Source organism: Pseudomonas sp. TH43, assembly GCF_016650635.1.
Taxonomy (GTDB): Bacteria; Pseudomonadota; Gammaproteobacteria; order Pseudomonadales; family Pseudomonadaceae; genus Aquipseudomonas.
The window spans coordinates 710,588-735,517 of record NZ_JAEKFI010000004.1; the positions used below are offsets into that span (position 1 = coordinate 710,588).

The following is a 24,930-nucleotide window of genomic DNA, read 5'->3' on the forward strand; positions in this document are numbered from 1 at the left end:
ACATAACACAATCCCTGTGGGAGCTGGCTTGCCAGCGATGAATCCACCTCGGTTTTCCTGAAAAAACCGGGCAAAAAAAACGGAGCCCGAAGGCTCCGCTTTTTCATGCAACCAACCCGAGATCAGGCCAGTTTCTTGTGACGTACACGGTGCGGCTGGGCAGCTGCTTCGCCGAGACGCTTTTTGCGGTCGGCTTCGTACTCGGTGTAGTTACCTTCGAAGAAGATCGCTTGCGAGTCGTCTTCGTACGCCAGGATGTGCGTCGCGACGCGGTCAAGGAACCACCGATCGTGAGAGATCACAATGGCGGCGCCCGGGAAGTCCAGCAGGGCTTCTTCCAGGGAACGCAGGGTTTCAACGTCGAGGTCGTTGGACGGTTCGTCGAGCAGCAGGACGTTACCGCCCTCCTTCAGGGTCAGCGCCAGGTGCAGACGACCGCGCTCACCACCGGAGAGGTCCTTGACGAACTTCTGCTGATCGCCGCCCTTGAAGTTGAAGCGTCCGACGTAGGTACGCGACGGGATCTCGTAGTTGCCGATGCGGATCTGGTCGGAACCGTCGGAGATCTGCTGGAATACAGTCTTGCTGCCATCGAGGTCATCGCGGCTCTGATCGACGCACGCCAGTTGCACGGTTTCACCGACTTCGATGCTGCCCGAATCCGGTTGTTCCTTGCCCATCAGCATGCGGAACAGGGTCGATTTACCGGCACCGTTACCGCCGATCACACCAACAATGGCGCCTTTCGGCATCGAGAACGACAGGTTGTCGATCAGTACGCGATCGCCGTAGCCCTTGGTGACGTTCTTGAATTCGATGACCTTGTCGCCCAGGCGTGGACCGGCCGGGATGTAGATCTCGTTGGTTTCCGAACGCTTCTGGAATTCCTGCGATTGCATTTCTTCGAAGCGTTGCAAACGCGCCTTGGATTTCGACTGGCGGGCTTTCGCGCCTTTGCGCACCCACTCCAGTTCTTCCTTCATGGCTTTTTCGTGGGCCGACTGCTGCTTGGATTCGGCAGCCAGACGGTCGGACTTGGCTTCGAGCCAACCCGAATAGTTGCCCTCGTAAGGAATGCCCGCGCCGCGGTCGAGTTCCAGAATCCAGCCAGCGACGTTGTCGAGGAAGTAACGGTCGTGCGTAATCGCAACCACGGTGCCCGGGAAGTCGTGGAGGAAGTGCTCCAGCCACGCAACGGAGTCGGCGTCCAAGTGGTTGGTCGGTTCGTCGAGCAGCAGCATGTCGGGGGCCGACAGCAGCAGACGGCACAGGGCCACACGACGCTTTTCACCACCAGAGAGGAATTCGACCTTGGCGTCCCACGCCGGCAGACGCAATGCGTCGGCGGCAACCTCCAGTTGGCGGTCAAGGTTGTGACCGTCGCTGGCTTGCAGGATCGCTTCGAGCTTGGCCTGTTCGGCAGCCAGTTTGTCGAAGTCGGCGTCTTCTTCAGCGTAAGCCGCGTAGACCTCGTCCAGGCGAGCCTGAGCGTTCTTGATCACGCTGACCGCTTCCTCGACCACTTCACGCACAGTCTTGGTTGGGTCAAGTTGTGGCTCTTGCGGCAGATAACCGATGTTCAGCTCCGGCATCGGACGGGCTTCGCCCTCGAACTCGGTGTCGACGCCAGCCATGATTTTCAGCAGCGTGGACTTACCCGAACCGTTGAGGCCGAGCACGCCAATCTTGGCGCCGGGGAAGAAGGACAGCGAAATGTTTTTGAGAATTTCCCGCTTCGGCGGAACAACTTTGCCCAGCCGATGCATGGTGAAGACGTATTGAGCCATGGAGAACCTTGGGTCAGTGACAGATGAATGATTGCAGCGCAGGCGATGCCCGGCCAGACCATGCGCGTCGTTCACTTGATGGTTATCAATGCGTGCGCGCTGAAAAAGTCTGAGTCTAGGAGCTGGAACGCTCCCGCGTAACCGGCAAAGCTACCTGAATGACGGAAGGCAGTCCAGCCGCGAGGGGCTGGCACTTCGCCACAACTCAAGGCATGCTAGCCGCCCTTCGGGCGTCCGGCTTATAGTGCACGTCGCGCCAGTCCAGCCAAACCGCAGGATTACAGCTTGTCCAATGTCACTCCGCCAGCCTCTGTGAGCAGCACCCATCCGGCGCCCGGCTCGCCCCTGCGCGGAACATTAAAAGGCGCGCTGGCGACGCTGGTGCTTTTGCTGTTGGCGCTGTTGTTCTGGCAACTGCTCGATCAACTGCGCGAAACCCAGAAAAACCAGCGTCAGTACACCATCGACTACACCGCCGACCTCGCCTCGCAGGTTAGCCTGAACATGGCGCTGAACGCGCAAATCGCCCTCAACCTGCTACCGATCGTCGAACAACCGCAGTCAGCCGACGAACAGCAGGCGCTGCTGCGCAAGCTCCAGCAATCGCTGCCCGACCTGCGCAGCGTTGCCTTGCTCAGCCCATCCGGCAGAATCATCAGCGACAGTGCCGTCGACAGCAGCGATGCCGACTATCTCACCGAACTGGTTCGCCGCAGCCGTGCCCAGGCGCATTACTTCAGCAATGCCGACGATGGCTCAGTGGTGCATCTATTGCTTCACCAGGCCAGCGGTAGCACCCGTGGTTATTGGGCCTTGCGCCTGACCCCGACCTTTTTCGATTCGCTGACCAAACAGGGTGACACAGGCGTACGCCCATTGTGGCTGGTGGAAAACCGCCTCAACCATCAGATCATCAGTCGCGACGAAGCCATGCCGGCGGCCAAACCCGGGGTACTCACCGCAGACGATCTGGCCAACACCGTACTGACCGTGCCGCTGAGCAGCAGCGACTGGCAATTGCGTGGTCTGTTCGACCGCCAGCGTGTGCTCGAAGAATTGCTGCCGGCGTTCATCGGCAAATGCCTGCTCGGCCTGGCGTTTTCAATGCTGCCGGTGATCGCACTGCTGAACATGCGTCGGCGTCAGCGCCAGTTGCATGAGGGGCGCCGACGCTATCAGGACATTTTCGAAGGCACCGGCGTGGCCCTGTGTGTGCTGGATCTGTCCGGATTGAAACAGGTTTTTGAAAGAGCGCAGATTCAGACCAGCGACCAGCTCAAAGCGTGGCTCGACCAGCCGCAGCAGCGCCAGCAATTGCTCCAGGAACTGCGCGTGACCGAGGTCAATCAGGTCGCGCTGCAACTGCTCAACGTCAATTCCTGCGAGCACGCCTGGCAACTGTTGATAGACGGCCATCCGCACCCGCAGTGCGCGATCGGCAATCAAGTGCTCGACGCCGTGCTTCAACAGCAAAAGCAGCTGGAACTGGAAATCAGACTGCCGGACATCAACGGCCGCGATCAGCACCTGTGGATGGTATTGCGCCTGCCGCAGGAGCAGCACGACTATAAAGCGGTGATCCTCAGCATCAACGACATCACCAGCCGCAAGCTGATCGAACTGTCGCTGCTGGAGCGCGAAGGATTCTGGTCGGACGTGGTGCGCACAGTGCCGGACCATCTGTATGTGCAGGACGTGATCAGCCAGCGGATGATTTTCAGCAACCACCACCTCGGCCAGACCCTCGGTTACAACCGCACCGAACTGCACCAGATGGGCGAGTACTTCTGGGAAATCCTCCTGCACCCGGAAGACGCCGATTATTACCATCGTTCGCGGCAGATGCAGCGGCATGCCGGGTACAGCCAATTACTGCAATGCCAACTGCGCTTCCGTCACCGCGACGGCAAGTGGCGGCGTTTCGACATTCGCGAACAGGCGTTGGCGCGCGACAAGCACGATCAGGTCACGCGGATCATCGGTGTGGCCAAGGACATCACCGAGCAGATCGAGGCCAGTGAATCGCTGCGCGACAGCGAGCAGCGTTATCGCATGCTCGCCGAAAGCATCAGTGACGTGATCTTCTCCACCGACAGCAAGCTCTCGCTGAACTACGTCAGCCCCTCGGTGCAAGCGGTGCTGGGCTACGACGCCGAGTGGATTTTCCAGAACGGCTGGCAATCGACCATCGCCAATCCGCAGCAACTGAGCGGCATCTACACCCTGATGGACCGGGTCAGCAAAGCACTGGACAAACCGGAGCAACTGGCGCTGTTGCGCAGCCAGGTGCAGACGCAAATGTTCCTGTTCGACTGCCTGCGCGCCGACGGCCGCAAGATCCCGATCGAGCTGCGTCTGGTGCTGGTGTGGGACGAGCACGGCGCATTCGAAGGCGTGCTGGGTGTCGGTCGCGACATCAGCCAGCAACGCCGCGCCGAGAAAGACCTGCGCATGGCGGCCACGGTATTCGAGCACTCGACGTCGGCGATCCTGATCACCGACCCGGCCGGTTACATCGTTCAGGCCAACGAAGCGTTCAGCCGCGTCAGTGGTTATGCGGTGAGCGAAGTGCTCGACCAGTTGCCGAACATGCTCACCGTCGACGAACAACAGGATGCTCATCTGCGTTACGTGCTCAAGCAACTGCATCAGCACAGCACCTGGGAAGGCGAAGTCTGGCTCAAGCGCCGCAACGGCGAGCATTACCCGGCGTGGGTCGGCATCACCGCGGTGCTCGACGATGAAGGTGATCTGGCCAGTTACGTGTGCTTCTTCAGCGACATCAGCGAGCGCAAGGCTAGCGAACAGCGCATCCACCGCCTCGCCTACTACGACGCTTTGACCCATTTGCCGAACCGCACGCTGTTCCAGGATCGCCTGCACACCGCGCTGCAATCGGCCGAGCGGCAAAAGTCGTGGGTGGTGCTGATGTTCCTCGACCTCGACCGTTTCAAACCGATCAACGACTCCCTTGGTCACGCTGCGGGCGACCGCATGCTCAAGGACATGGCCACGCGCCTGCTGGCCTGCGTCGACGATGACGACACCGTGGCGCGCATGGGCGGCGACGAATTCACCCTGCTGCTGCAGCATCGGTCCAGCCGCGAAATGGCGCTGAACCGAGCTATCCATGTCGCCGAACAGATTCTCGGCAGCCTGGTGCGACCGTTCGTGCTCGAGGGTCGCGAGTTTTTCGTCACCGCCAGTATCGGCATCGCGCTGAGCCCGCAGGACGGCAACGAACTCAGCCAGTTGATGAAGAACGCCGACACTGCGATGTATCACGCCAAAGAACGCGGCAAGAACAACTTCCAGTTCTATCAGGCCGACATGAACGCCAGTGCGCTGGAGCGTCTGGAGCTGGAAAGCGACCTGCGCCATGCCCTGGAGCAGGACGAATTCGTGCTCTATTACCAGCCGCAATTCAGCGGTGACGGCAAGCGTCTGACCGGTGCCGAAGCCCTGTTGCGCTGGCGTCATCCGCGTCGCGGACTGGTGCCGCCGGGAGATTTCATTCCGGTGCTGGAAGAACTCGGGCTGGTTGTCGACGTTGGCGATTGGGTGATCAGCGAGGCCTGCCGTCAACTGAAGACCTGGCACCAGAACCGCGTGCGCGTACCGAAGGTGTCGGTAAACATTTCCGCACGACAGTTCTCCGACGGCCAACTCGGCACGCGGATCGCCACGATCCTGCGCGAAACCGGTCTGCCGCCAGCGTGTCTGGAGCTGGAACTGACCGAAAGTATCCTGATGCGTGAAGTCAGCGAGGCCATGCAGATTCTCGCCGGGCTGAAAAACCTTGGCCTGAGCATCGCGGTTGATGATTTCGGCACTGGTTACTCATCGCTGAACTACCTCAAGCAATTCCCGATCGACGTGCTGAAGATCGACCGCACGTTTGTTGACGGTTTGCCGTCTGGCGAGCAAGACGCGCAGATCGCCCGGGCGATCATCGCCATGGCCCACAGCCTGAATCTGGCGGTGATCGCTGAAGGCGTGGAAACCCACGAGCAACTGGACTTCCTGCGCGAGCATGGTTGCGATGAGGTTCAGGGGTATCTGTTCGGGCGACCGATGCCGGCGAGCCGGTTTGAGGCGCAGTTCAGCAATGACGCCCTCTTCATGTTCGACTGAGAATCTGCGGCGCGGCTTTCGCGAGCAGGCTCGCTCCCACAGGAATTGATGTCGATCACAAAATCGCAGGCCTGCCTCGGTTACTGTGGGAGCGAGCCTGCTCGCGAAGAGGCCTTCAAAAGCACCGCACATCTTTCATGAACGCCACTTGTCTGCGACATGATGTCGTTTCATATGCCATCCAAAACCCATTGGGTTAGAATGCCCCCCTTTTCTGCCCCCGATCCTTGAGGACCGCCATGTTCAGCCGTGATTTGACTATTGCCAAGTACGACGCCGACCTTTTTGCCGCCATGGAGCAAGAAGCTCAGCGCCAGGAAGAACACATTGAGCTGATCGCTTCGGAAAACTACACCAGCCCAGCGGTGATGGAAGCTCAAGGCTCGGTCCTGACCAACAAGTACGCCGAAGGTTATCCAGGCAAGCGCTACTACGGTGGTTGCGAGTACGTCGACATCGTTGAACAACTGGCTATCGACCGTGCCAAAGAACTGTTCGGCGCCGATTACGCCAACGTTCAGCCGCACGCCGGTTCGCAAGCCAACGCCGCTGTTTACCTGGCCCTGCTGCAAGGTGGCGACACCATTCTGGGCATGAGCCTGGCCCACGGCGGTCACCTGACCCACGGCGCCAGCGTTTCCTCCTCCGGCAAGCTGTACAACGCCGTGCAGTACGGCATCGACGCCAACGGCCTGATCGACTACGACGAAGTCGAGCGCCTGGCGGTTGAACACAAACCGAAAATGATCGTGGCCGGTTTCTCTGCCTACTCGCAGATCCTCGACTTCCCGCGCTTCCGCGAAATCGCTGACAAGGTAGGCGCTTACCTGTTCGTCGACATGGCTCACGTAGCCGGTCTGGTCGCCGCTGGCGTCTACCCGAACCCGGTGCCTTTCGCTGACGTCGTGACCACCACCACGCACAAGACCCTGCGCGGTCCACGTGGCGGCCTGATCCTGGCACGCGCCAACGCCGACATCGAGAAGAAGCTGAACTCCGCAGTATTCCCGGGCGCCCAGGGTGGCCCGCTGGAGCACGTGATCGCTGCCAAGGCGATCTGCTTCAAGGAAGCACTGCAGCCAGAGTTCAAGGCTTACCAGGAACAAGTGGTGCTGAACGCCCAGGCCATGGCCGAAGTGTTCATCGAGCGCGGTTTCGACGTAGTTTCGGGCGGTACCAAGAACCACCTGTTCCTGCTGTCGCTGATCAAGCAGGACATCTCCGGTAAAGACGCCGACGCCGCTCTGGGCAAAGCGTTCATCACCGTGAACAAGAACTCCGTACCTAACGACCCACGCTCGCCGTTCGTCACTTCCGGCCTGCGCTTCGGCACTCCAGCTGTGACCACGCGTGGCTTCAAGCAAGCAGAGTGCAAAGAACTGGCAGGCTGGATCTGCGACATTCTGGCTGACCTGAACAACGAAGCGGTAATCGACGCCGTTCGTGAGAAAGTCAAAGCCATCTGCAAGAAACTGCCGGTGTACGGCGCTTAATTGCGACGTTAAATCTGCAGTATGAAAAACCGGCCAAGTGATTGGCCGGTTTTTTTTCGCCCGCAAGAAAGTTATTGAAGCCAGTATTGCGGGGCATTCATCTTGCTTGCTTAAAACTTGAAACAACAACCGAAGCAAAAACACCAACCTTCATAAAACTTAGCTGTTAGGGTTAACCCGAGACATACACACAACCCGACAACAACTAAATCAGCTTTTGGAAAAGCCCGAAACCGATTAACAGCTTCACAGAACTCAGAACTCAGAACTCAAGGAAGAGCTCATGACCACCAACAGACAGAAATCCTTTATAGCAACGCTGGAACTTGACCATCATCACCTGGAGATTCTAGGGGCGTTATATGAAACCCCGGTCTTGCGCGTTGACGGCTCTTTCGCGGGAGGCTTTTACACCGGAGCGCCACGCAAGTTTAATGATGGCCATCTATTGGGACGTCGTCCGCACGGGGAAGTAAAAAACGTTTCTCCCATGAACATTTACTTCCGCTGCACCGATGACTATTACCACCTCTATATCCGTTCCCACGCCACCCACACCGGCCATTGCATCAGCATGGACGCCGCCGGCGTGCTGGGTGCCCTCCTGCCGGCAGGCGCCGACACCACGTCGTTCAACCTGCTGGGCCTGGACAATCGAACCATCACCCTGAAAGACATGGGCCAGGGCACCCAGCGGGTGCGGCTCAAGGCCCGCAACGCCGAACACATCAGCGTCGTGCGCCGTCGAGGTGCGCCTTACAGCTACCTCGCCGGAACCGCTGACGAGGGTGTCCCGTTCACGCTGCGAATCATTGAGCGCAACGCATCATTCCTCAGTGATCCCGACGAAGTCTGACAACACCGCGTAATGTTTTGCCCTACATACACTGACTTTCAATTATCAATACTAAACATTTGAGAACTACTTATGAGTACCGATCAGGAAAAATCCTTCACCGCAACATTGAGCACGCAATTCGGTTATCCGCACTTCCCACTGTTGACCTATGGCCGGGCGATCAAAACGCTACGACCCGACTATGAAACCTTTGCCGTCTCTCCGCACATCGATGTTTCAGATTACCTCTTTGTCAAACCCGATGTCGCACCCGACGCCCTGACATTTTATTTCCGCTGCGACCGCGACTACTACACGATCTATATCTTTACTCCGGGGGAGTATTGCTACCGAACCCTTAGTCGGGAATCAAAAGACTTCATGAATGCTTATGTAGCCAAGTCCGGTGACCAGACCACGTTCAACTTGCTAAACGCCCACGGCAAAATTATCACCCTCGACCAGATCGACACCGACACGCCTTCCGTCTATATCCAGACGCGCGGCGGTGCTCTGCTGTGTGCAGGGAAAAGCCGCAATAAATACGATCCTGCGGTGGGCACATTCGTGCGCACCGATCCGTACCGCAGCGAAATTGCCCTCGAATTCAAACTGAATATCCTTAAGCGCAACGTGCCTTACTGACCAACCAAGTCAGTACGGCGCCGCCCGGTCGATCATGGCCGGGCATCTTTCAGCGTCAACGTTCCCCGCCAATCCTCGCCCGAGCGCCACTGGTCTGACCGGTCATGCCAATTTTGTGTTTTGCCCTTGTATTCCAGAAAAAACCGAGCGTAGACTGCGCCTGCACTGGACATACCGGTAAGACCACAATAATTAAGTTCTGAATCTGATGCGCCAAGCGCACGGCAGCCAGGACACCGACCAGGATTCCTCCCATGCTCAGATGGTGCTCGCGTTCAATCTTCCTCCAAGTGGTTCTCGGACTGGTGCTCGGCATCGTCTGCGGGCTGACCCTTCCCGAATATTCCGCCCAGCTCAAACCGCTCGGCGACGGCTTCATCAAATTGATCAAGATGCTCATCGGCCTGATCGTGTTCTGCGTGGTGGTCAGCGGCATCAGCGGCGCGGGCGACCTGAAGAAGGTCGGGCGCATCGGCCTCAAATCAGTTATCTACTTTGAGATCCTCACCACCATCGCCCTGGTGATCGGTCTGGTGTTTGCGTTCAGTACCGGCATCGGTAGCGGCGCGAATATTCATCTGGAGCAATTGTCTGCCGCCGACATGGGCGACATCGCCCAGCGCGGCCAGCACATGCACACCACCACGCAGTTCCTGATGGACCTGATCCCGACCTCGGTGATTGGCGCCTTTGCCGACAACAACATCCTGCAAGTGCTGCTGTTCTCTGTGCTGTTCGGCAGCGCGTTGAATCTGGTCGGCGAAGCCGCTTCCGGGATCTCCCGGCTGATCAACGAACTGAGCCATGTGATCTTCCGCATCATGGGCATGATCGTCCGTCTGGCGCCGATTGGCGTATTCGGCGCCATCGCCTTCACCACCAGCAAATATGGCCTCGATTCGCTGCAGCACTTGGGCAGTCTGGTCGGTTTGTTCTACCTGACGTGCATGGCCTTCGTCAGCGTAATTCTCGGTCTGGTGATGCGCGCGTCCGGTCTGCGCATGTGGCCGCTGCTTAAGTACCTGCGTGAAGAGCTGCTGATCGTCATGGGCACCGCTTCGTCCGACGCCGTGTTGCCACAGATCATGCGCAAACTCGAGCATCTGGGCATCGGCAGCTCGACGGTTGGTCTGGTGATTCCGACCGGGTACTCGTTCAACCTCGATGGTTTCTCGATCTATCTGACCCTCGCCATCGTCTTCATCGCCAACGCCACCGGCACACCGCTGGCGATGACCGATTTGCTGACGATTCTGCTGGTATCGCTGATCACCTCGAAAGGCGCCCACGGCATTCCAGGTTCGGCGCTGGTGATCCTCGCGGCGACGCTGACCGCGATTCCAGCGATCCCGGTGGTCGGCCTGGTACTGGTGCTGGCCGTGGACTGGTTCATGGGCATCGGCCGGGCATTGACCAACCTCATCGGCAACTGCGTCGCCACCGTCGCCATCGCTCGTTGGGAAAAAGACATCGACGTACAACGCGCCAACAAAGTACTCAGCGGTCAGCAGGGCTACACCTTTCAACCGCGTAAACCAGTAACTCCTGCGCACCAGCAAGAGTTCTGATTTAACCCCTGTAGGAGTTACCGCAGGCTGCGATCCGTTGATCTTGAGTTTGCGGTTCCCTCCTACAGGCACATGGAGCAAGACAAGTGATCAGCACATCAACCGTCGTCAACTCAGTCGTGGAAAAACTCCGCGCCGCCCTCGCCCGGGGTCAATGGCGCACCGGCGACATGTTGCCGGGCCAGCGCGAACTGGCCGAACAACTGGGCATCAGTCGCCCGAGCCTGCGTGAAGCGGTGATCGTTCTGGAAACCCTCGGCCTCGTGCGCTCGATGCCGGGCAAAGGCGTGGTGGTACTCGACGCGCAGCTCAACGACAGCCAAAGCCACGACAGTGCAGTGGCCGGCGCCAGCCTCGAAGACGTGCTGCAACTGCGATACACCCTCGAGCCGTTTATCGTCGGCCTGGTCGCGCAGTCGATCAGCAGCAAGGAAGTCGGCCAGTTACGCCTGACCCTGATGGACATGCGCGAAGCCCTTGAGGCCGGCGACAGCGAAGCCGGGGTCAGTGCCTACATCGCCTTCCACGAAGAGCTGTTCACCCTGACCTCGAACCCGATTTTCCAGAGTGTCGTGCAGCAGACCAGCAATGCCCTCAAGCAAAGCGCCGAAGTGTTGCGCAACTCCCCGGAACACCTCGCCGAACGCCTCGAAGAAAACGAAGCCGTGGTGCGCGCGATCCGTAGCAAGAACAGCGCCCAGGCCAGCGCCGAAATGCGCCGGCACATTCTGCGCGAAGGTCAGCGCATGGGCATCGAGCTGAATATTCCGGAAGACAACTTGAATCGCTGAGCCCTTATGGAGACAGGCCATGAACAGTTTCGCTTCACCCTCGCACGCCCAGCCGAGCGCCGCGCCCCTGCCCTTCTCCCGACTGCGGGCGCCGGTGGATGATCTGTATCCGCGACTGTTCGATGCGATTCTCGAACAACGTATCGACCCGGCCAGCCGTTTTACCGAAGACAGCCTGAAGCTGATGTTCGGCGTCAGTCGCGCGGATGTTCGGCGGGCGCTGACAAAGTTGTCCCATGAGCAAATCGTGGTGCTGCGCGCCAACCATCGACCGCGCGTTGCCGCGCCGGATGCCGAGCAAACGCGACAGACCCTGCATGCCCGGCGCCTGGCCGAAAGCACGCTGGTGCGGCTGGCGTGTCAGCGTCCACACACAGAAGGATTGAAACGTCTGCGAGCACTGGTCGAGCGCGAGCGCCAGGCAGTCGAGCAAGATCGGCGGGCAGCGGCGATTCGGTTGTCAGGGGAGTTTCATCTGCAATTGGCGCAGATGGCGGGGAATGCACCGTTGGCGCATTTTCTCGGCAGCCTGGTGCCACTGACGTCCCTGGCAATTGCGCGAAGTAAATGTCAGACGCACAACTGTTGCGCGTGGCAGGAGCATTTGGCACTGGTTGAGGCGGTGGAGCGTGGCGATGCTTGCGGGGCTGGCATGCTGATGAATCGGCATCTGGATCATCTTGAGCAGACGTTGCTGGGTTCAGCCCATGAAGCCTGTGTTACCGGTTAGATTGCCTTCGCGAGCAGGCTCGCTCCCACAGGGAAATGCATTCCAACTGAAAGAAAGCAGTCCACTGTGGGAGCGAGCCTGCTCGCGAAGAGGCCATTACTGACTGCCGAGAATCATCAGCCTGCTACTACTCCGGCAAACCCCGCGCGAATCTTCTCTTCCGGCAAATCATCGGCAATAAACACGATCACGCTTTCCCGTGTTTCACCCTCGGCCCATTCGGTGTCCCAGTCGAAACCATAGAGTTTCAGCACGCCCTGAAACACCAACCGCCGATCTTCGCCGTCAATGTTCAGCACGCCCTTGTAACGCAGCAATTGTTTGCCGTGCTCCTCCAGCAGTTCATTCATGAATTCGCTGAGCTGATCGATATCCAGCGGCTGGTCGGTGCGTAAGACCAGACTGGAGATGCGATCAATCGACGGCGCCTTGCTCAACGGACGCAGGCTCAAGCCGCCGCCAAGGTCGGCATTCAGGTTGAAGCCGCGCACATCCAGCAGTTCAGCCAGATCGATGCTGCCGTGCTCGACTATGCGGATCGGCGCGCGACGGTTGATCCGCGTCAGGCGCTCACTCAGCGCAGTGAAAGCCGCTTCATCGACCAGATCGGTCTTGCTCACCAATAACCGGTCGGCAAACCCGATCTGCGCCTGAGCGATGGTCTGGGTCAGATGGACATCGGCGTGAGCGGCATCGACCAAGGTGATGATGCCGTCGAGCAGATAACGCTCACGCAGTTCTTCATCAATGAAAAAGGTCTGCGCCACGGGCGCCGGATCGGCCAGACCGGTGCACTCGATCACCAGACGATCGAAGGCGATTTCGCCACTGTCCAGGCGCTCGAGCAGCAAGTACAGGGCTTTGGTCAGATCCGTGTGGATGGTGCAGCAGACGCAGCCGTTGGCCAGGGTCATGACTTGCACCGGTTCGTCACCGAGCAACTGAGTGTCGATGCCGGCGTCACTGAATTCGTTTTCGATCACGGCGATTTTCAGGCCGTGCTCGGCTTTCAAGATATGGCGCAGCAAGGTGGTCTTGCCGGCGCCGAGGAAACCGCTGAGTACCGTGACCGGGATTGGAGAAGTCAAATCGACCCCCTTCACAAAAGGAATGAACAACACAAAAACAACTGTGGGAGCGAGCCTGCTCGCGAAAGCGGTGTGTCAGTCACCCATGCATCAACTGACACTCCGTATTCGCGAGCAGGCTCGCTCCCACAGGGGACAACTCAGGCCTCAGGCTGTCAGCTCAACAGCACTTCGGCCCACCCTTGCCACCGTAACGGGCTTCCTGACGTTCGCGAAAGAACATCTCGTAGCTCATCATCGGTTTGTCCGGGTGTTTGGTTTGCATATGCTCGACGTAGGTGTCGTAGTCGGGCATGCCGACCATCAGGCGCGCAGCCTGACCGAGGTATTTACCGAGGCGACTCAGGTCATTGAACATGGTGCAATCCTCTGGTTACGCGTCCGGCAGAGCCTGGAATGGGGATTCTTTATCCGTACGCTCTTTTTTGCCCCAGGCGGCGATGCCGACTTTGAGCGCATAGAACAGGATACTGAAGACCACGAACAGGAACAGCGCGGTGAGCGTTGCGTTGGTGTAGGCGTTGAAGATCACGTGCTGCATCTGATCGATGCTCTTGGCCGGGGCGAGGATCTGACCGTTGGCCAGTGCGTCGCTGTACTTCTTGGCCAGCGACAGGAAGCCGATCGCCGGGTTGGCGTCGAACAGCTTGATGAAGCCTGCAGTGGTGGTGCAAATCAGCAGCCAGGTAGCCGGCAGCAGGGTGACCCAGATGTAGCGTTGACGCTTCATTTTGATCAGAACCACGGTGCCGAGCATCAGCGCGATACCGGCCAGCATCTGGTTGGAGATACCGAACAGTGGCCACAGGGTGTTGATACCGCCCAGTGGATCGATCACGCCCTGATACAGCAACCAGCCCCACATCGCCACACAACCGGCGGTGGCGATCAGGTTGGCGGTCCACGACTCGGTACGCTTGAGCGCCGGCACGAAGGAGCCGAGCAGATCCTGCAGCATGAACCGCCCGGCACGGGTACCGGCGTCCACTGCGGTGAGGATGAACAGCGCTTCGAACAGGATCGCGAAGTGGTACCAGAACGCCATGGTGTTTTCACCCGGCAGGACACTGTGCAGGATCTGCGCAATACCGACCGCCAGGGTCGGCGCACCACCGGCACGGGCCAGGATGGTGGTTTCACCGATGTCATGGGCCACCGCTTGCAGCGCTTCCGGCGTGATCGCGAAGCCCCAGCTGGAGACCACTTGCGCAACCGAAGCGACATCACTGCCGACTACGGCAGCCGGGCTGTTCATGGCGAAGTACACGCCAGGCTCGATCACCGAGGCGGCAACCATCGCCATGATCGCGACAAACGATTCCATCAGCATGCCGCCGTAACCGATGTAACGGGCGTTGGTTTCGTTATCCAGCAGCTTCGGCGTGGTGCCCGAAGAAATCAGCGCATGGAAACCGGAGACCGCACCGCAAGCAATGGTGATAAACAGGAACGGGAACAGGCCGCCTTTCCAGACCGGGCCAGTACCGTCGACGAACTGGGTCAGCGCCGGCATTTTCAGCTCGGGCATGGTCACCAGAATGCCGATCGCCAGCGCGATGATGGTGCCGATCTTGAGGAACGTCGACAGGTAGTCACGTGGCGCCAGAATCAGCCAGACCGGCAACGAGGCCGCGACGAAACCGTATCCGATCAGCATCCAGGTAATCTGCACACCCGTGAAGGTGAACGCCTTGGCCCACACCGGATCAGCGGCAATCTGCCCACCGAGCCAGATCGAACCGAGCAGCAGCAACACGCCGACCACGGAGATTTCACCGATGCGGCCCGGACGGATGTAGCGCATGTAGATGCCCATGAACATCGCGATCGGGATGGTCGCCATCACGGTGAAGATGCCCCACGGGCTCTCCGCCAGTGCCTTGACCACGATCAGCGCCAGCACCGCGAGGATGATGATCATGATCAGGAAGCAGCCGAACAGTGCGATGGTGCCCGGAATGCGGCCCATTTCTTCACGCACCATGTCGCCCAGGGAGCGGCCGTTGCGACGGGTCGACATGAACAGAACCATGAAGTCCTGCACCGCGCCCGCCAGCACCACACCGGCAATCAGCCACAGCGTGCCGGGCAAATAGCCCATCTGCGCCGCCAGCACCGGGCCGACCAGAGGGCCTGCGCCAGCAATCGCTGCGAAGTGATGACCGAAAAGAATGTGTTTGTTGGTCGGAACATAGTCCAGACCGTCGTTGTTGAGTACGGCGGGGGTGGCCCGACGCGGATCGAGTTGCATCACATTGTTGGCGATGAACAGGCTGTAGTAACGGTACGCAACCAGATAAATGGCCACGGCAGCGACCACAATCCACAAGGCGTTGATCGCCTCGCCGCGGCGCAATGCCACTACGCCAAGGGCGCACGCTCCTACGATTGCCAGCACTAGCCAGGGTAAGTGGCGTAGCAGGCTATTATTATTTTTCATTTTATTATTCCAGCCAGGGTGGACAAGAAAGACAGCCACCCCGAGTTTAGCGCTACTGGCGCCAAAGACCATACCCCGACGTTGGTCTAGACGCTTGTCTGCACTGGCACGGTTGAAGAATGCGGGTCTATAGTCAGCGAACATCCGGAGGATTGCGCCATGAGCGAGCACCCTGCCAATCGTCGCCGCTTCAAACGAATTGCGTTCGATGCCAGAACCGAATTACGCCAAGGTGAATATATCTGGCCGGTAAAGCTGATCGACCTGTCACTCAAAGGCCTGCTGATCGAGCGGCCAGAGCCTTGGCTGGGGGATGCCGAGAAGGATTTCTTCGTCGACATTCATCTGAGCGATGAGATTGATATCGAGATGGACGTGCAGTTGGCGCACGAAGAGAACGGCCAGTTGGGGTTTGTTTGCCGGCATATCAGTCTGGAGTCGATCCAGCGGTTGCGGCGCTTGATCGAGCTGAACCTGGCCGATCCGCAGGAGCTGGAGCGCGAGTTGGGTGCGTTGATCGAGATCTAGAATTTCCGACAAATTAATGTGCAAACGAACCCTGTGGCGAGGGGATTTATCCCCGTTGGGCTGCGCAGCGGCCCCGCTTTTTTAGGGCCGCTGCGCGCCCAACGGGGATAAATCCCCTCGCCACAAAAGCTCACTACAACTGGGCTTTAGTGGTTATTCGAAGAGAGCGTCGAGGGCCTGTTCGAGGCGGGTGACGGCGATGATCTGCAAGCCTGGAGGGGATTCCTTTGGCGCATTGCCTTTGGGTACGATCGCGCGTTTGAAGCCATGCTTGGCGGCTTCCTTCAGGCGCTCCTGACCGCTTGGCACGGGGCGAACTTCTCCAGACAAACCCACCTCGCCAAACACCAGCAGGTCGTGCGGCAATGGCCGATTGCGCAAGCTCGACATGACGGCGGCCATCAGCGCCAGGTCAGAGGCCGTCTCCAGCACCTTCACCCCACCGACGACGTTGAGAAACACGTCCTGATCGTGAGTCGGAATGCCGCCATGGCGATGCAAAACCGCGAGCAGCATTGCCAGGCGATTCTGATCCAGACCCAACGTCACCCGGCGCGGGTTGGCCAAGTGGCTGTCATCGACCAGCGCCTGCACTTCCACCAGCATCGGCCGGGTGCCTTCCCACGTTGCCATCACCACACTGCCCGGGACTTCTTCCTGGGCACGGGTGAGAAAAATCGCCGAAGGATTGGATACTTCTTTCAAACCCTTGTCGGTCATGCCGAACACGCCCAACTCGTTGACCGCGCCGAAACGGTTTTTCACCGCGCGCAGTAGACGCAAGCGACCGTCAGACTCGCCTTCGAAATACAGCACGGTGTCGACCATGTGCTCCAGCACGCGAGGACCGGCCAGCGCGCCTTCCTTGGTTACGTGACCGACGAGGAAAATCGCCGTGCCGCTCTGCTTGGCGTAACGCACCAACAGCGCCGCACTTTCACGCACCTGAGATACGCCACCGGGCGCCGACTGCAGTTGTTCGGTGAAGATGGTCTGGATCGAGTCGATCACCATCACCTTGGGCTTTTCCTGCCGGGCAGTGGCAATGATGGTTTCGATGCAGGTTTCGGTCATCACCCGCAGTTGATCCTGCGGCAAGCCGAGACGGCGCGCGCGCATGGCCACTTGTTGCTGGGATTCTTCGCCAGTGACGTACAGCGCCGGCATGCTTTTGGCGAGGTTGCACAGGGTCTGCAACAGGATCGTCGATTTACCGATACCCGGATCACCGCCGATCAACACTACCGAACCATCGACCAGACCGCCCCCGAGCACGCGATCCAGTTCACCGGAAGCCGTGGAGAACCGTGGAATCTCCTCGATGCTGACTTCGGCCAGCGTCTTGATCTGCGCCTGTTGCCCGGCCCAACCGGTGCGACCGGTCGGCGCCGTGGCACCGCCGCTTTCGATCATGGTTTCGGTCAGGGTGTTCCAGGCACCGCATTCACCGCACTGGCCCGCCCACTTGGGAAAGGTTGCGCCGCACTCGGTGCAGCCGTACATGCGCTTGGCCTTGGCCATCAGAACCCCCGACAAAAACCGCGATGATAACGCACGCGTCGCCGATCAGCGCGGCGCTGCCGTACGGATTTCCCCGCTGGCCAGACGCGCGGCGCTATTGCCCAGCGGATCTTCGGCATTCAGGTCGGCGCCCTTGGCTTTCAGAGCATCGAGTAATTCCAGGCGTTTGAACAACCCGGCGTACATCGCCGCCGTCTGCCCGGCACCGTTACGCTGGTCGGCGCTGCACTCGGTGGCCATCAGCCGCCGGGCAATCTGCAACTCGCCTTTGAATATCGCGCCCATCAGCGCCGTGTTGCCGCGTTGATCCTGGGCACAGGCATCGGCCCCGGCAGCGAGCAAGCGCTCCACGGCCGGCGCCTGACCGTGATAGGTCGCGAGGATCAGCGCGGTGTAACCCTTGGCGTCGCGAGTGTCGAGGGAGTAACCGGACTCGATGAAGGTATCGAGCATCGGTACGTCCCCGCGCCGTGCCGCATCGAAATAGTAGTCCTGCAGTTGTGCCTTGATCGCGGCAGGATCCTGCTGCTCAAGTGGTGCGGCGAAGGCACCGAGCGACACCAGACCGAGCAATAAATAAAGATAAACACGCATGGGCTGTCTCCTCTCGCAGAAACGGGGCCTGAGTCAGGCCCCGCCAATCCAACATCGATATCAGTCGACCAGTTTCGCCGCCAACGCCTTGACCCGGCTCAGGTCACCCTTGGCCACGTCAGTCACGCCAGCGCCGTATTCCGGATCGGCCTTATAAAGGAAAGACAGGATGATGTGTTTGCTCTCGTCATCGGTGGTTGCCAGCGAGCCGCCGAAGTTTTCGATCAGATCGCGACGCTCTGTCTTGCTGAACGAGCGATACAGATCACCGGCCTGCTTGAAGTTCTGCTCCCGAGTGATTTTCGCCTGCTGAGTATTGCCAGACAGCGCAGCCTGGCTGTAACGCGCACTTTGCGTTTCTTCACGCGGTTGCAGTCGGCTCGGCTGATAGTTCACCCCGGAGTTGCTCGCACCGAAGTTCATCGCGCCGTCCTGATTACCATTGTTCACCGCGACCTTCGGCGCGTTGATCGGCAATTGCAGGGCGTTGGCACCGAGGCGATACATCTGCGTGTCCGCGTAGGAGAACACTCGACCTTGCAGTAAACGGTCTTCCGACGGCTCGATACCAGGCACGACATTGGCCGGCGCCATGGCCACTTGTTCGGTCTCCTGGAACACATTGGCCGGGTTGCGATTGAGGACCATTTGTCCAACTTTTCGCTCCGGCACACCTGGCCAGATCTTGGTTGCGTCTAATGGATCGAAATCAAACCTGGACAAATCTTGTGGATTCAGCACTTGAATGTACAAGTCCCATTTCGGGAAATTGCCCTTATTTATATTCGCCACCAAATCTTTGGTCATGTGACTGTAATCTTGACCCTGAACTTTATTGACCTCTTCAGGCGTCAGGTTTTTTATCCCTTGCAGACTCTTCCAGTGGAACTTTACGTAGTGCACCTCACCTTTGCTGTTCACCAACTTGTAAGCATGTACGCCATTACCATCCATTTCACGATAACTGGCCGGCGTTCCCGAGTTTGAATATAACTCGGTCAGTGTCCGAGTGGCCTCGGGGACATGCGAGAAGAAGTCGAAGCGGCGCGAATCATCATCGAGATTAGTTCGCGGATCGGGTTTGAAGGCGTGGACCATGTCCGGAAACTTGATCGCATCGCGAATAAAGAATGTCGGAAAGTTATTGCCGACCAGGTCCCAGTTACCGTCAGCGGTATAGAACTTGGTGGCAAAACCGCGCGGGTCACGCAGGGTTTCCGGGGAGTGATTGCCGTGCACCACCGCCGAGAAACGCACGAACACCGGCGTGGTCTGGCCGCTGGCAAAAACCTTGGCCTTGCTCAGGTCGCTGAGGTCGTTGGTCACCGTAAACGTACCGTGGGCCCCGGTGCCGCGCGCATGCACCACGCGCTCGGGAATGCGCTCACGGTCGAAGCGTTGCAGTTTCTGGATCAACTGCACGTCCTGCAACAACACCGGGCCGTTGGCACCGGCAGTCTGCGAATTCTGGTTATCACCCACCGCGGCGCCGTTGTCCCGGGTCAGGGGCGCTGCATGCACGGAGAAGGTCAGCAGGCTGGCGGTGAGTACACCGAGGGTACGGCGATGGGGAAAAGCCCCCAGTCCAAGAGTGGAATTCATATCAGGATCCTCTGTTTTTTTTGGGCGCATCCAGGTGCGCCAACCCAAGGCTAGAGGCCTGCGTCGCCGAACATAAATAGAAAGATCGTAACTCGACGATTGAAAAAATTAGCTTCCAGATCAGCTGGTTACGGCGTATTTCGCGCGCGTTTAGTGGCACTTTGCAAACTAATCGTCGATTCATGTGTCGATAAAAACGGGCATTGTAAGAACGTGTTTCGCGCAGGACGCGTTTTGCTGATTTACACTGCGTACACCAACCTCATCTGTAACAAGGAATAACCTATGGGCGTGCTAAGTGAGTTCAAGGCCTTCGCGGTCAAAGGCAATGTGGTCGACATGGCCGTCGGTATCATCATCGGTGCCGCCTTCGGCAAGATTGTTTCGTCGTTTGTCGGCGACGTGATCATGCCGCCGATCGGCCTGCTGATCGGTGGGGTGGACTTCAGTGATCTGGCGGTAACCCTCAAGGCAGCGCAAGGGACTACGCCTGCAGTCGTAATGGCTTACGGCAAATTCATCCAGACCATTCTCGACTTCATCATCGTCGCGTTCGCAATCTTCATGGGCGTCAAAGCCATCAACCGCCTGAAGCGAGAAGAAGCCGTGGCCCCTACGCTGCCGCCGGTTCCGACCAAAGAAGAAGAGTTGCTGGGTGAAATCCGCGACCTGCTCAAAGCACAGAACAACCGGCCGCAATAAACCGGCAGGATTGAAAACGGCGCCTTCAAGGCGCCGTTTGTTTACCAGTAGTTTTCCACCGCCACCTGGCCCGGCCTGCGGGTCAGGCTCAGGCTCATGTGCCGCTGTTTGAGCAAGGCGCGGGTGTCATCGATCATCTGCGGATTGCCGCACAGCATGACCCGAGAATGCTCCGCCGACAGCTCCACACCGGCTGCCCGCTCCAACTCGCCGTTTTCGATCAGCGTCGTGATCCGGCCATTCAGCGCCCCCGGATGCGCTTCACGGGTCACGATCGGGATGAACTGCAACTTGTGGGCGTAGTCGGCCAGATAATCTCGCTGCGTCAGCTCGCTGATCAGCTGTTGATAGGCCAGCTCTCGCGCCTCGCGCACGCTGTACACCAGGATGATCCGCTCAAACTTTTCCCACACCTCGAAATCCTGCAGGATCGACAGGAACGGTGCGACGCCGGTACCTGTGGATAACAGCCAGAGATCACGCCCGTCGACAAAACGATCAAGGGTCAGATAACCGAAGGCCTGACGCTCGACCAGCAAGGTATCCCCCACTTCGAGACGGCTCAGCTCACTGGTGAACTCACCGTCCGGCACAACGATGGAAAAAAACTCGAGAAACTCGTCAAACGGCGACGACACCATCGAATAGGCACGCCACACCGTGCTGCCGTCGGCCTTGGTGACGCCGAGCCTGGCAAATTGACCGGCACGAAATCTGAAGCCCGCATCGCGAGTGGTACGCAAGGTGAACAGATTCGGCGTGAGGGGCTGAACATCGAGCAGGGTCTGGCGAGTGAACTTGTCTGCGCTGGCAGTCATGTTGGCGCTCCATTTGGCGGTGCCCTAGTCTCTCGCAAAGAAGTGCAGGTTAAAACCGCCATTTTGTATTGGTATTACGTAACGACCCACCTGACTATGACAAGACGTATTAAATTCACAACTAACCAACAAGAACATTAGTCAATTGAAATGTTACCTCTCATATAAGCGATAAATCCGCTAATAACGTTTATCTAAATAAACCCACTTATAAAGAGCAAAAAAAATCAGACCATTTGTAGGAATAGTCCTACACTCGCTTCGTGCGGATTGGATCCAGCGCCTCAACGCAATACACTCACGGAGTACTCGAAAATGGAATTGTGGAAGGAATCGCAGTTAAGGCAGCTGACGTTTGCAATAGGAATAGACACTGCCTATCCGATTTTGGAGAATTTCTCGAAGAACATTGGTTTCAACTTTTGCGCTGTCACGGTTGCCTCGACGCATCACCAACCGCATTTTAAAACGTTGGAAATCAACAACTACTCCAATATATGGAAGCGTGCACACGAGCAGGACAATGACCACGAAGCCGATCCGGTCATCGCCCACTGTAAAAATTCGATGCTGCCTTTCGTATGGAGCAAAACCGCCTACGCCCATGCGCCCAACCTTTGGCGGGCCCTGCAGCAAGAAGGGCTTCGATACGGTTGGTCGCAGTCTTTTCATAATGAGGAAAAAGCGGTACGCAGCACCCTGAGCCTGGCAAGAAAAAATTGCGAGGTCAGCCCGCTGGAGCTTTATGAGCATGTGGGTTACATGCATTTTGTTACCAGCCGTTTGACCGAGCTGTTCATCAGCACCCTGCCAGCCACGGCGCCGAAATCAAAACTCGCCCATTTGTCTCGGCGCGAGTTGGAGGTGCTGCAGTTTTCTGCCTCTGGAAAAACCGCTTATGAGATCTCACGGATTCTCAGCCTCAGCGAGCGTACGGTGAACTACCACGTGCAAAACATCATGTTGAAACTCAACGTCTGTAACAAGATTTCCGCGGTGATTGCCGCTGCCCGGGCCGGAATCATCTAAACGCCCGGCATCGTACCCAACTGAAAAACTGAAAGTATTTACAGCGAAAAAAACGTACCATTTGTGGCCTTCCTGAGTGATAACGTCGACGTTCGGCGCTGCTTTCCACTCGGTCGGTTCCGCCGCACGACGCCAGGGCAGCGGGACACCCGTCGATTACCCTGAGTCCCCGCCCCATGCCTTTGCTCGATACCCCTTTCGCCCAACTCGATCTGATCCGCCAGCCCGAACAGCAGAACGAACCGCTGCAAGCCTTCGACGCTGCCGACGAATACCTGCTCAATCATCTTGCCGCGCAACTGCCGGCGGCGAACACGCGGGTGCTGGTTCTCAATGACAGCTTCGGCGCGCTGGCGGCCAGCCTTCTCGGCAAGGTCGACGTGAGCAGCAGCGGCGATTCGTTCCTGGGTTTTCAAGGGCTGGAGAAAAATCTGCTGCGCAATGGCCAGGCTTTCGATGCGATACGCCCGATCGCCGCCAGCGAACCTTTGACCGGGCCGTTTGACCGCGTGCTGATCCGCGTGCCGAAAACCCTGGCCCTGCTGGAGGAACAACTGATCCGCTTGCAAGGGCAACTCGCCCCCGGCGCTGAAGTGGTCGCCGCCGCGATGGTCAAACATCTACCGCGTGCTGCGGGGGATCTGCTGGAGCGCTATATAGGCCCGGTACAAGCGTCTCTGGCGGTGAAAAAGGCCCGTTTGCTGATCGCCACGCCGGAAGTAAAAGCCCTTGCCGTTTCGCCCTACCCATCGCGCTATCGCCTCGACGAACCGGCGATCGAACTGCTCAACCACGCCAACGTGTTCTGCCGTGAAGGCCTGGACATCGGCACGCGCGCCTTTCTTCCGCATCTACCGAAGAACCTGGGTGGCGCACGGGTCGCCGACCTCGGTTGCGGTAACGGCGTGCTCGCGATTGCCAGCGCACTGCAAAACCCCGACGCGCATTACACGCTGGTCGACGAGTCATTCATGGCGGTGCAATCGGCGGCTGAAAACTGGCGCGCAGCGTTGGGTGAACGTGAGGTGATCGTGCGCGCCGGTGACGGCCTGGCCGGGCAAGAGTCGCAATCGCTGGACGTGGTGCTGTGCAATCCGCCCTTCCATCAGCAGCAGGTGGTCGGCGATTTCCTTGCGTGGCGCATGTTCCAGCAGGCGCGTGAAGCCTTGGTGGTTGGGGGGGCCTTGTACATCGTCGGCAACCGTCATCTGGGTTATCACAGCAAACTGGCGCGACTGTTCCGCGGCGTCGAACAAGTGGCGGCGACGCCGAAATTCGTCATCCTCAAGGCTCGCAAGTAATCGCCAAGGCAAAAAAAAACCCTCCGTGATGAGGGTTACAAATCCGCACCCGAAGGCGCCGGGGCGGGATGATTCAGTGCGTCGTCAGACCTGCCGCGTTCATGAACATGCGCATCAGGCTGGCGACGATAAACAGCGCGCCAACGCTGCCAACCCAGATCAGGGCCAACCAGCCGAGCCGCTGCCACAGCGGTTTTTTTTCGGCTTGTTCAATGTCATGCAGGGAATGTTTGCCGGTCATTGTCTCGATCCTCAGTCAGATCGATGGCGCCGCTACCGACGCCATCGCGGGCAAGCCCGCTCCCACAGGTTTAGTGATAACCGTCTTCATGGGTGACCTTGCCGCGGAACACGTAATAGCTCCAGAAGGTGTAACCCAGGATGAACGGGATGATGAACAGCGTGCCCACCAGCATGAAGCCCTGACTTTGTGGCGGTGCGGCGGCGTCCCAGATCGAAATCGACGGAGGCACGATGTTTGGCCACAAGCTGATGCCCAGACCGCTGTAACCAAGGAAGATCAACACCAGGGTCAGCAGGAACGGCATGTAATTGGCGTTACGCGCCACGGCGCGAATCAGGCCATACATTGTCACCAGCACCAGAATCGGCACCGGCATGAACCAGAACAGGTTTGGCATGCTGAACCAGCGCGTGGCGATTTCCGGATGGGCCAACGGTGTCCACAGACTGACGACACCGATCACCGCCAACAGCACGAAGGCCAGTGGCCGCGCCAGATTGTGCATCTGCTCTTGCAGCTTGCCTTCGGTTTTCATGATCAGCCATGTGCAGCCGAGCAAGGCATAAGCCACCACCAGCGCGGCGCCGCAGAACAGGGTGAACGGTGTCAGCCAATCCAGTGAGCCTCCGGCGAACTGTCGATTGACCACCGGCAATCCGTCGATGAACGCGCCGAGCGCCACGCCCTGAAAGAACGTCGCCGCCACCGAACCGCCGATAAACGCTTTGTCCCACAGGTGACGCTTGTCATCCTTGGCCTTGAAGCGGAACTCGAACGCCACGCCACGAAAGATCAAACCGATCAGCATGAAGATCAGCGGCAGGTACAGCGCCGACAACACCACCGAATAAGCCAGCGGGAACGCGCCAAACAACGCTGCGCCGCCCAGCACCAGCCAGGTTTCATTGCCGTCCCAGACCGGGGCGACGGTGTTCATCATCACGTCACGGTCGACTTTGCCGGGAATGAACGGGAAGAGAATCCCAATGCCCAGATCGAAACCGTCCATGACCACGTACATCATGATGCCGAAGATGATGATCACGGCCCAGATCAGCGGAAGATCGATACCCATGA

The 24,930-nt window shown here is 58.6% G+C and carries 21 protein-coding genes; 11 read left to right on the forward strand and 10 right to left on the reverse strand.

Translation table 11 applies throughout. The annotated features are described in order from the left end of the window. Positions 1-122: 122 nt before the first annotated feature. Positions 123-1,787: an energy-dependent translational throttle protein EttA gene (gene ettA / locus JFT81_RS19550; RefSeq protein WP_008078577.1), complete on the reverse strand. Its 1,665-nt coding sequence runs from the start codon at positions 1,785-1,787 to the stop codon at positions 123-125. 285 nt (positions 1,788-2,072) lie between these two features. Here ettA and morA point away from each other — a divergent pair, with 285 nt between their 5' ends. The 7 genes from morA to JFT81_RS19585 all read left to right on the forward strand — a co-directional run bounded on the left by morA (position 2,073) and on the right by JFT81_RS19585 (position 11,986). Further along, the gene (gene morA / locus JFT81_RS19555; RefSeq protein ID WP_201228568.1) at positions 2,073-5,921 is read left to right on the forward strand and encodes a cyclic di-GMP receptor MorA; all 3,849 of its coding nucleotides are present in this window, start codon (positions 2,073-2,075) and stop codon (positions 5,919-5,921) included. A gap of 239 nt (positions 5,922-6,160) precedes the next feature. Next, complete coding sequence (gene glyA / locus JFT81_RS19560) at positions 6,161-7,414, forward strand: serine hydroxymethyltransferase (protein ID WP_129395595.1); 1,254 nt, start codon at positions 6,161-6,163, stop codon at positions 7,412-7,414. Positions 7,415-7,904: 490 nt separating this feature from the next. Next, positions 7,905-8,270, forward strand: a complete 366-nt coding sequence (locus JFT81_RS19565) for a hypothetical protein (protein WP_201228569.1) — start codon at positions 7,905-7,907, stop codon at positions 8,268-8,270. A 72-nt stretch (positions 8,271-8,342) separates the two neighbouring features. Further along, positions 8,343-8,897 (forward strand): hypothetical protein, encoded by a 555-nt coding sequence (locus JFT81_RS19570; protein ID WP_201228570.1) that lies wholly within the window; start codon positions 8,343-8,345, stop codon positions 8,895-8,897. A gap of 254 nt (positions 8,898-9,151) precedes the next feature. Next, positions 9,152-10,465, forward strand: coding sequence for a C4-dicarboxylate transporter DctA (locus tag JFT81_RS19575; RefSeq protein ID WP_201228571.1), 1,314 nt, complete (start codon positions 9,152-9,154; stop codon positions 10,463-10,465). A gap of 86 nt (positions 10,466-10,551) precedes the next feature. After that, positions 10,552-11,256 carry a FadR/GntR family transcriptional regulator gene (locus JFT81_RS19580; protein ID WP_201228572.1) on the forward strand — a complete coding sequence of 235 codons (705 nt, stop codon included), beginning with the start codon at positions 10,552-10,554 and terminating at the stop codon, positions 11,254-11,256. 19 nt (positions 11,257-11,275) lie between these two features. Then, on the forward strand, positions 11,276-11,986 hold the full coding sequence (locus tag JFT81_RS19585; RefSeq protein WP_201228573.1) for a GntR family transcriptional regulator: 711 nt from the start codon (positions 11,276-11,278) through the stop codon (positions 11,984-11,986). Between the two features lie 116 nt (positions 11,987-12,102). On the opposite strand, the gene yjiA is transcribed toward JFT81_RS19585, so the two are convergent. From yjiA to JFT81_RS19600, 3 genes are all read right to left on the reverse strand, one after another. After that, positions 12,103-13,074 (reverse strand): GTPase, encoded by a 972-nt coding sequence (gene yjiA, locus JFT81_RS19590; protein WP_201228574.1) that lies wholly within the window; start codon positions 13,072-13,074, stop codon positions 12,103-12,105. 160 nt (positions 13,075-13,234) lie between these two features. Beyond that, positions 13,235-13,432 carry a YbdD/YjiX family protein gene (locus JFT81_RS19595; RefSeq protein ID WP_201228575.1) on the reverse strand — a complete coding sequence of 66 codons (198 nt, stop codon included), beginning with the start codon at positions 13,430-13,432 and terminating at the stop codon, positions 13,235-13,237. A gap of 15 nt (positions 13,433-13,447) precedes the next feature. Then, on the reverse strand, positions 13,448-15,514 hold the full coding sequence (locus tag JFT81_RS19600; protein ID WP_201228576.1) for a carbon starvation CstA family protein: 2,067 nt from the start codon (positions 15,512-15,514) through the stop codon (positions 13,448-13,450). 159 nt (positions 15,515-15,673) lie between these two features. On the opposite strand from JFT81_RS19600, the gene JFT81_RS19605 reads away from it, so the two are divergent. Further along, positions 15,674-16,042 carry a PilZ domain-containing protein gene (locus JFT81_RS19605; RefSeq protein ID WP_201228577.1) on the forward strand — a complete coding sequence of 123 codons (369 nt, stop codon included), beginning with the start codon at positions 15,674-15,676 and terminating at the stop codon, positions 16,040-16,042. Between the two features lie 153 nt (positions 16,043-16,195). Here the strand turns inward: JFT81_RS19605 and radA are convergent, their stop codons facing one another. Genes radA through katB form a run of 3 tightly spaced genes read right to left on the reverse strand, consistent with a single transcriptional unit; the run spans position 16,196 to position 19,759 of the window. Further along, positions 16,196-17,563 carry a DNA repair protein RadA gene (gene radA / locus JFT81_RS19610; RefSeq protein ID WP_007909773.1) on the reverse strand — a complete coding sequence of 456 codons (1,368 nt, stop codon included), beginning with the start codon at positions 17,561-17,563 and terminating at the stop codon, positions 16,196-16,198. Positions 17,564-17,608: 45 nt separating this feature from the next. Next, entirely contained in the window at positions 17,609-18,157 is a 549-nt protein-coding gene (locus tag JFT81_RS19615) for an ankyrin repeat domain-containing protein (protein ID WP_201228578.1), read from the reverse strand. 60 nt (positions 18,158-18,217) lie between these two features. Continuing rightward, a complete protein-coding gene (gene katB / locus JFT81_RS19620) occupies positions 18,218-19,759 on the reverse strand; it encodes a catalase KatB (RefSeq protein WP_201228579.1) in 1,542 nt (513 codons plus the stop codon). 285 nt (positions 19,760-20,044) lie between these two features. Between katB and mscL the strand changes: the two genes are divergently transcribed. Continuing rightward, positions 20,045-20,461, forward strand: a complete 417-nt coding sequence (gene mscL, locus JFT81_RS19625; RefSeq protein ID WP_201228580.1) for a large-conductance mechanosensitive channel protein MscL — start codon at positions 20,045-20,047, stop codon at positions 20,459-20,461. A gap of 41 nt (positions 20,462-20,502) precedes the next feature. On the opposite strand, the gene JFT81_RS19630 is transcribed toward mscL, so the two are convergent. After that, the gene (locus tag JFT81_RS19630) at positions 20,503-21,279 is read right to left on the reverse strand and encodes a ferredoxin--NADP reductase (protein WP_201228581.1); all 777 of its coding nucleotides are present in this window, start codon (positions 21,277-21,279) and stop codon (positions 20,503-20,505) included. Positions 21,280-21,594: 315 nt separating this feature from the next. Between JFT81_RS19630 and JFT81_RS19635 the strand changes: the two genes are divergently transcribed. Both JFT81_RS19635 and JFT81_RS19640 read left to right on the forward strand, forming a co-directional pair. Continuing rightward, positions 21,595-22,308 (forward strand): autoinducer binding domain-containing protein, encoded by a 714-nt coding sequence (locus tag JFT81_RS19635; protein ID WP_201228582.1) that lies wholly within the window; start codon positions 21,595-21,597, stop codon positions 22,306-22,308. 176 nt (positions 22,309-22,484) lie between these two features. Further along, the gene (locus tag JFT81_RS19640; protein WP_201228583.1) at positions 22,485-23,609 is read left to right on the forward strand and encodes a class I SAM-dependent methyltransferase; all 1,125 of its coding nucleotides are present in this window, start codon (positions 22,485-22,487) and stop codon (positions 23,607-23,609) included. A 73-nt stretch (positions 23,610-23,682) separates the two neighbouring features. Here JFT81_RS19640 and JFT81_RS19645 read toward each other — a convergent pair whose 3' ends face one another. Together JFT81_RS19645 and cydB are read right to left on the reverse strand one after the other, a co-directional pair. Further along, positions 23,683-23,850 (reverse strand): DUF2474 domain-containing protein, encoded by a 168-nt coding sequence (locus JFT81_RS19645; protein ID WP_008084615.1) that lies wholly within the window; start codon positions 23,848-23,850, stop codon positions 23,683-23,685. A gap of 70 nt (positions 23,851-23,920) precedes the next feature. After that, the gene (cydB, locus tag JFT81_RS19650) at positions 23,921-24,928 is read right to left on the reverse strand and encodes a cytochrome d ubiquinol oxidase subunit II (protein ID WP_201228584.1); all 1,008 of its coding nucleotides are present in this window, start codon (positions 24,926-24,928) and stop codon (positions 23,921-23,923) included. Between the last annotated feature and the right edge of the window lie 2 nt (positions 24,929-24,930).

Coding starts and splice junctions, on each gene's coding strand:
- ettA (WP_008078577.1), bottom strand. CDS start 1,787: ATGGCTCAATACGTCTTCACCATGCATCGGCTGGGCAAAGTTGTTCCG.
- glyA (WP_129395595.1), top strand. CDS start 6,161: ATGTTCAGCCGTGATTTGACTATTGCCAAGTACGACGCCGACCTTTTT.
- JFT81_RS19565 (WP_201228569.1), top strand. CDS start 7,905: ATGAACATTTACTTCCGCTGCACCGATGACTATTACCACCTCTATATC.
- JFT81_RS19570 (WP_201228570.1), top strand. CDS start 8,343: ATGAGTACCGATCAGGAAAAATCCTTCACCGCAACATTGAGCACGCAA.
- JFT81_RS19575 (WP_201228571.1), top strand. CDS start 9,152: ATGCTCAGATGGTGCTCGCGTTCAATCTTCCTCCAAGTGGTTCTCGGA.
- JFT81_RS19585 (WP_201228573.1), top strand. CDS start 11,276: ATGAACAGTTTCGCTTCACCCTCGCACGCCCAGCCGAGCGCCGCGCCC.
- JFT81_RS19595 (WP_201228575.1), bottom strand. CDS start 13,432: ATGTTCAATGACCTGAGTCGCCTCGGTAAATACCTCGGTCAGGCTGCG.
- JFT81_RS19600 (WP_201228576.1), bottom strand. CDS start 15,514: ATGAAAAATAATAATAGCCTGCTACGCCACTTACCCTGGCTAGTGCTG.
- JFT81_RS19605 (WP_201228577.1), top strand. CDS start 15,674: ATGAGCGAGCACCCTGCCAATCGTCGCCGCTTCAAACGAATTGCGTTC.
- radA (WP_007909773.1), bottom strand. CDS start 17,563: ATGGCCAAGGCCAAGCGCATGTACGGCTGCACCGAGTGCGGCGCAACC.
- JFT81_RS19615 (WP_201228578.1), bottom strand. CDS start 18,157: ATGCGTGTTTATCTTTATTTATTGCTCGGTCTGGTGTCGCTCGGTGCC.
- katB (WP_201228579.1), bottom strand. CDS start 19,759: ATGAATTCCACTCTTGGACTGGGGGCTTTTCCCCATCGCCGTACCCTC.
- mscL (WP_201228580.1), top strand. CDS start 20,045: ATGGGCGTGCTAAGTGAGTTCAAGGCCTTCGCGGTCAAAGGCAATGTG.
- JFT81_RS19630 (WP_201228581.1), bottom strand. CDS start 21,279: ATGACTGCCAGCGCAGACAAGTTCACTCGCCAGACCCTGCTCGATGTT.
- JFT81_RS19635 (WP_201228582.1), top strand. CDS start 21,595: ATGGAATTGTGGAAGGAATCGCAGTTAAGGCAGCTGACGTTTGCAATA.
- JFT81_RS19640 (WP_201228583.1), top strand. CDS start 22,485: ATGCCTTTGCTCGATACCCCTTTCGCCCAACTCGATCTGATCCGCCAG.
- JFT81_RS19645 (WP_008084615.1), bottom strand. CDS start 23,850: ATGACCGGCAAACATTCCCTGCATGACATTGAACAAGCCGAAAAAAAA.
- cydB (WP_201228584.1), bottom strand. CDS start 24,928: ATGGGTATCGATCTTCCGCTGATCTGGGCCGTGATCATCATCTTCGGC.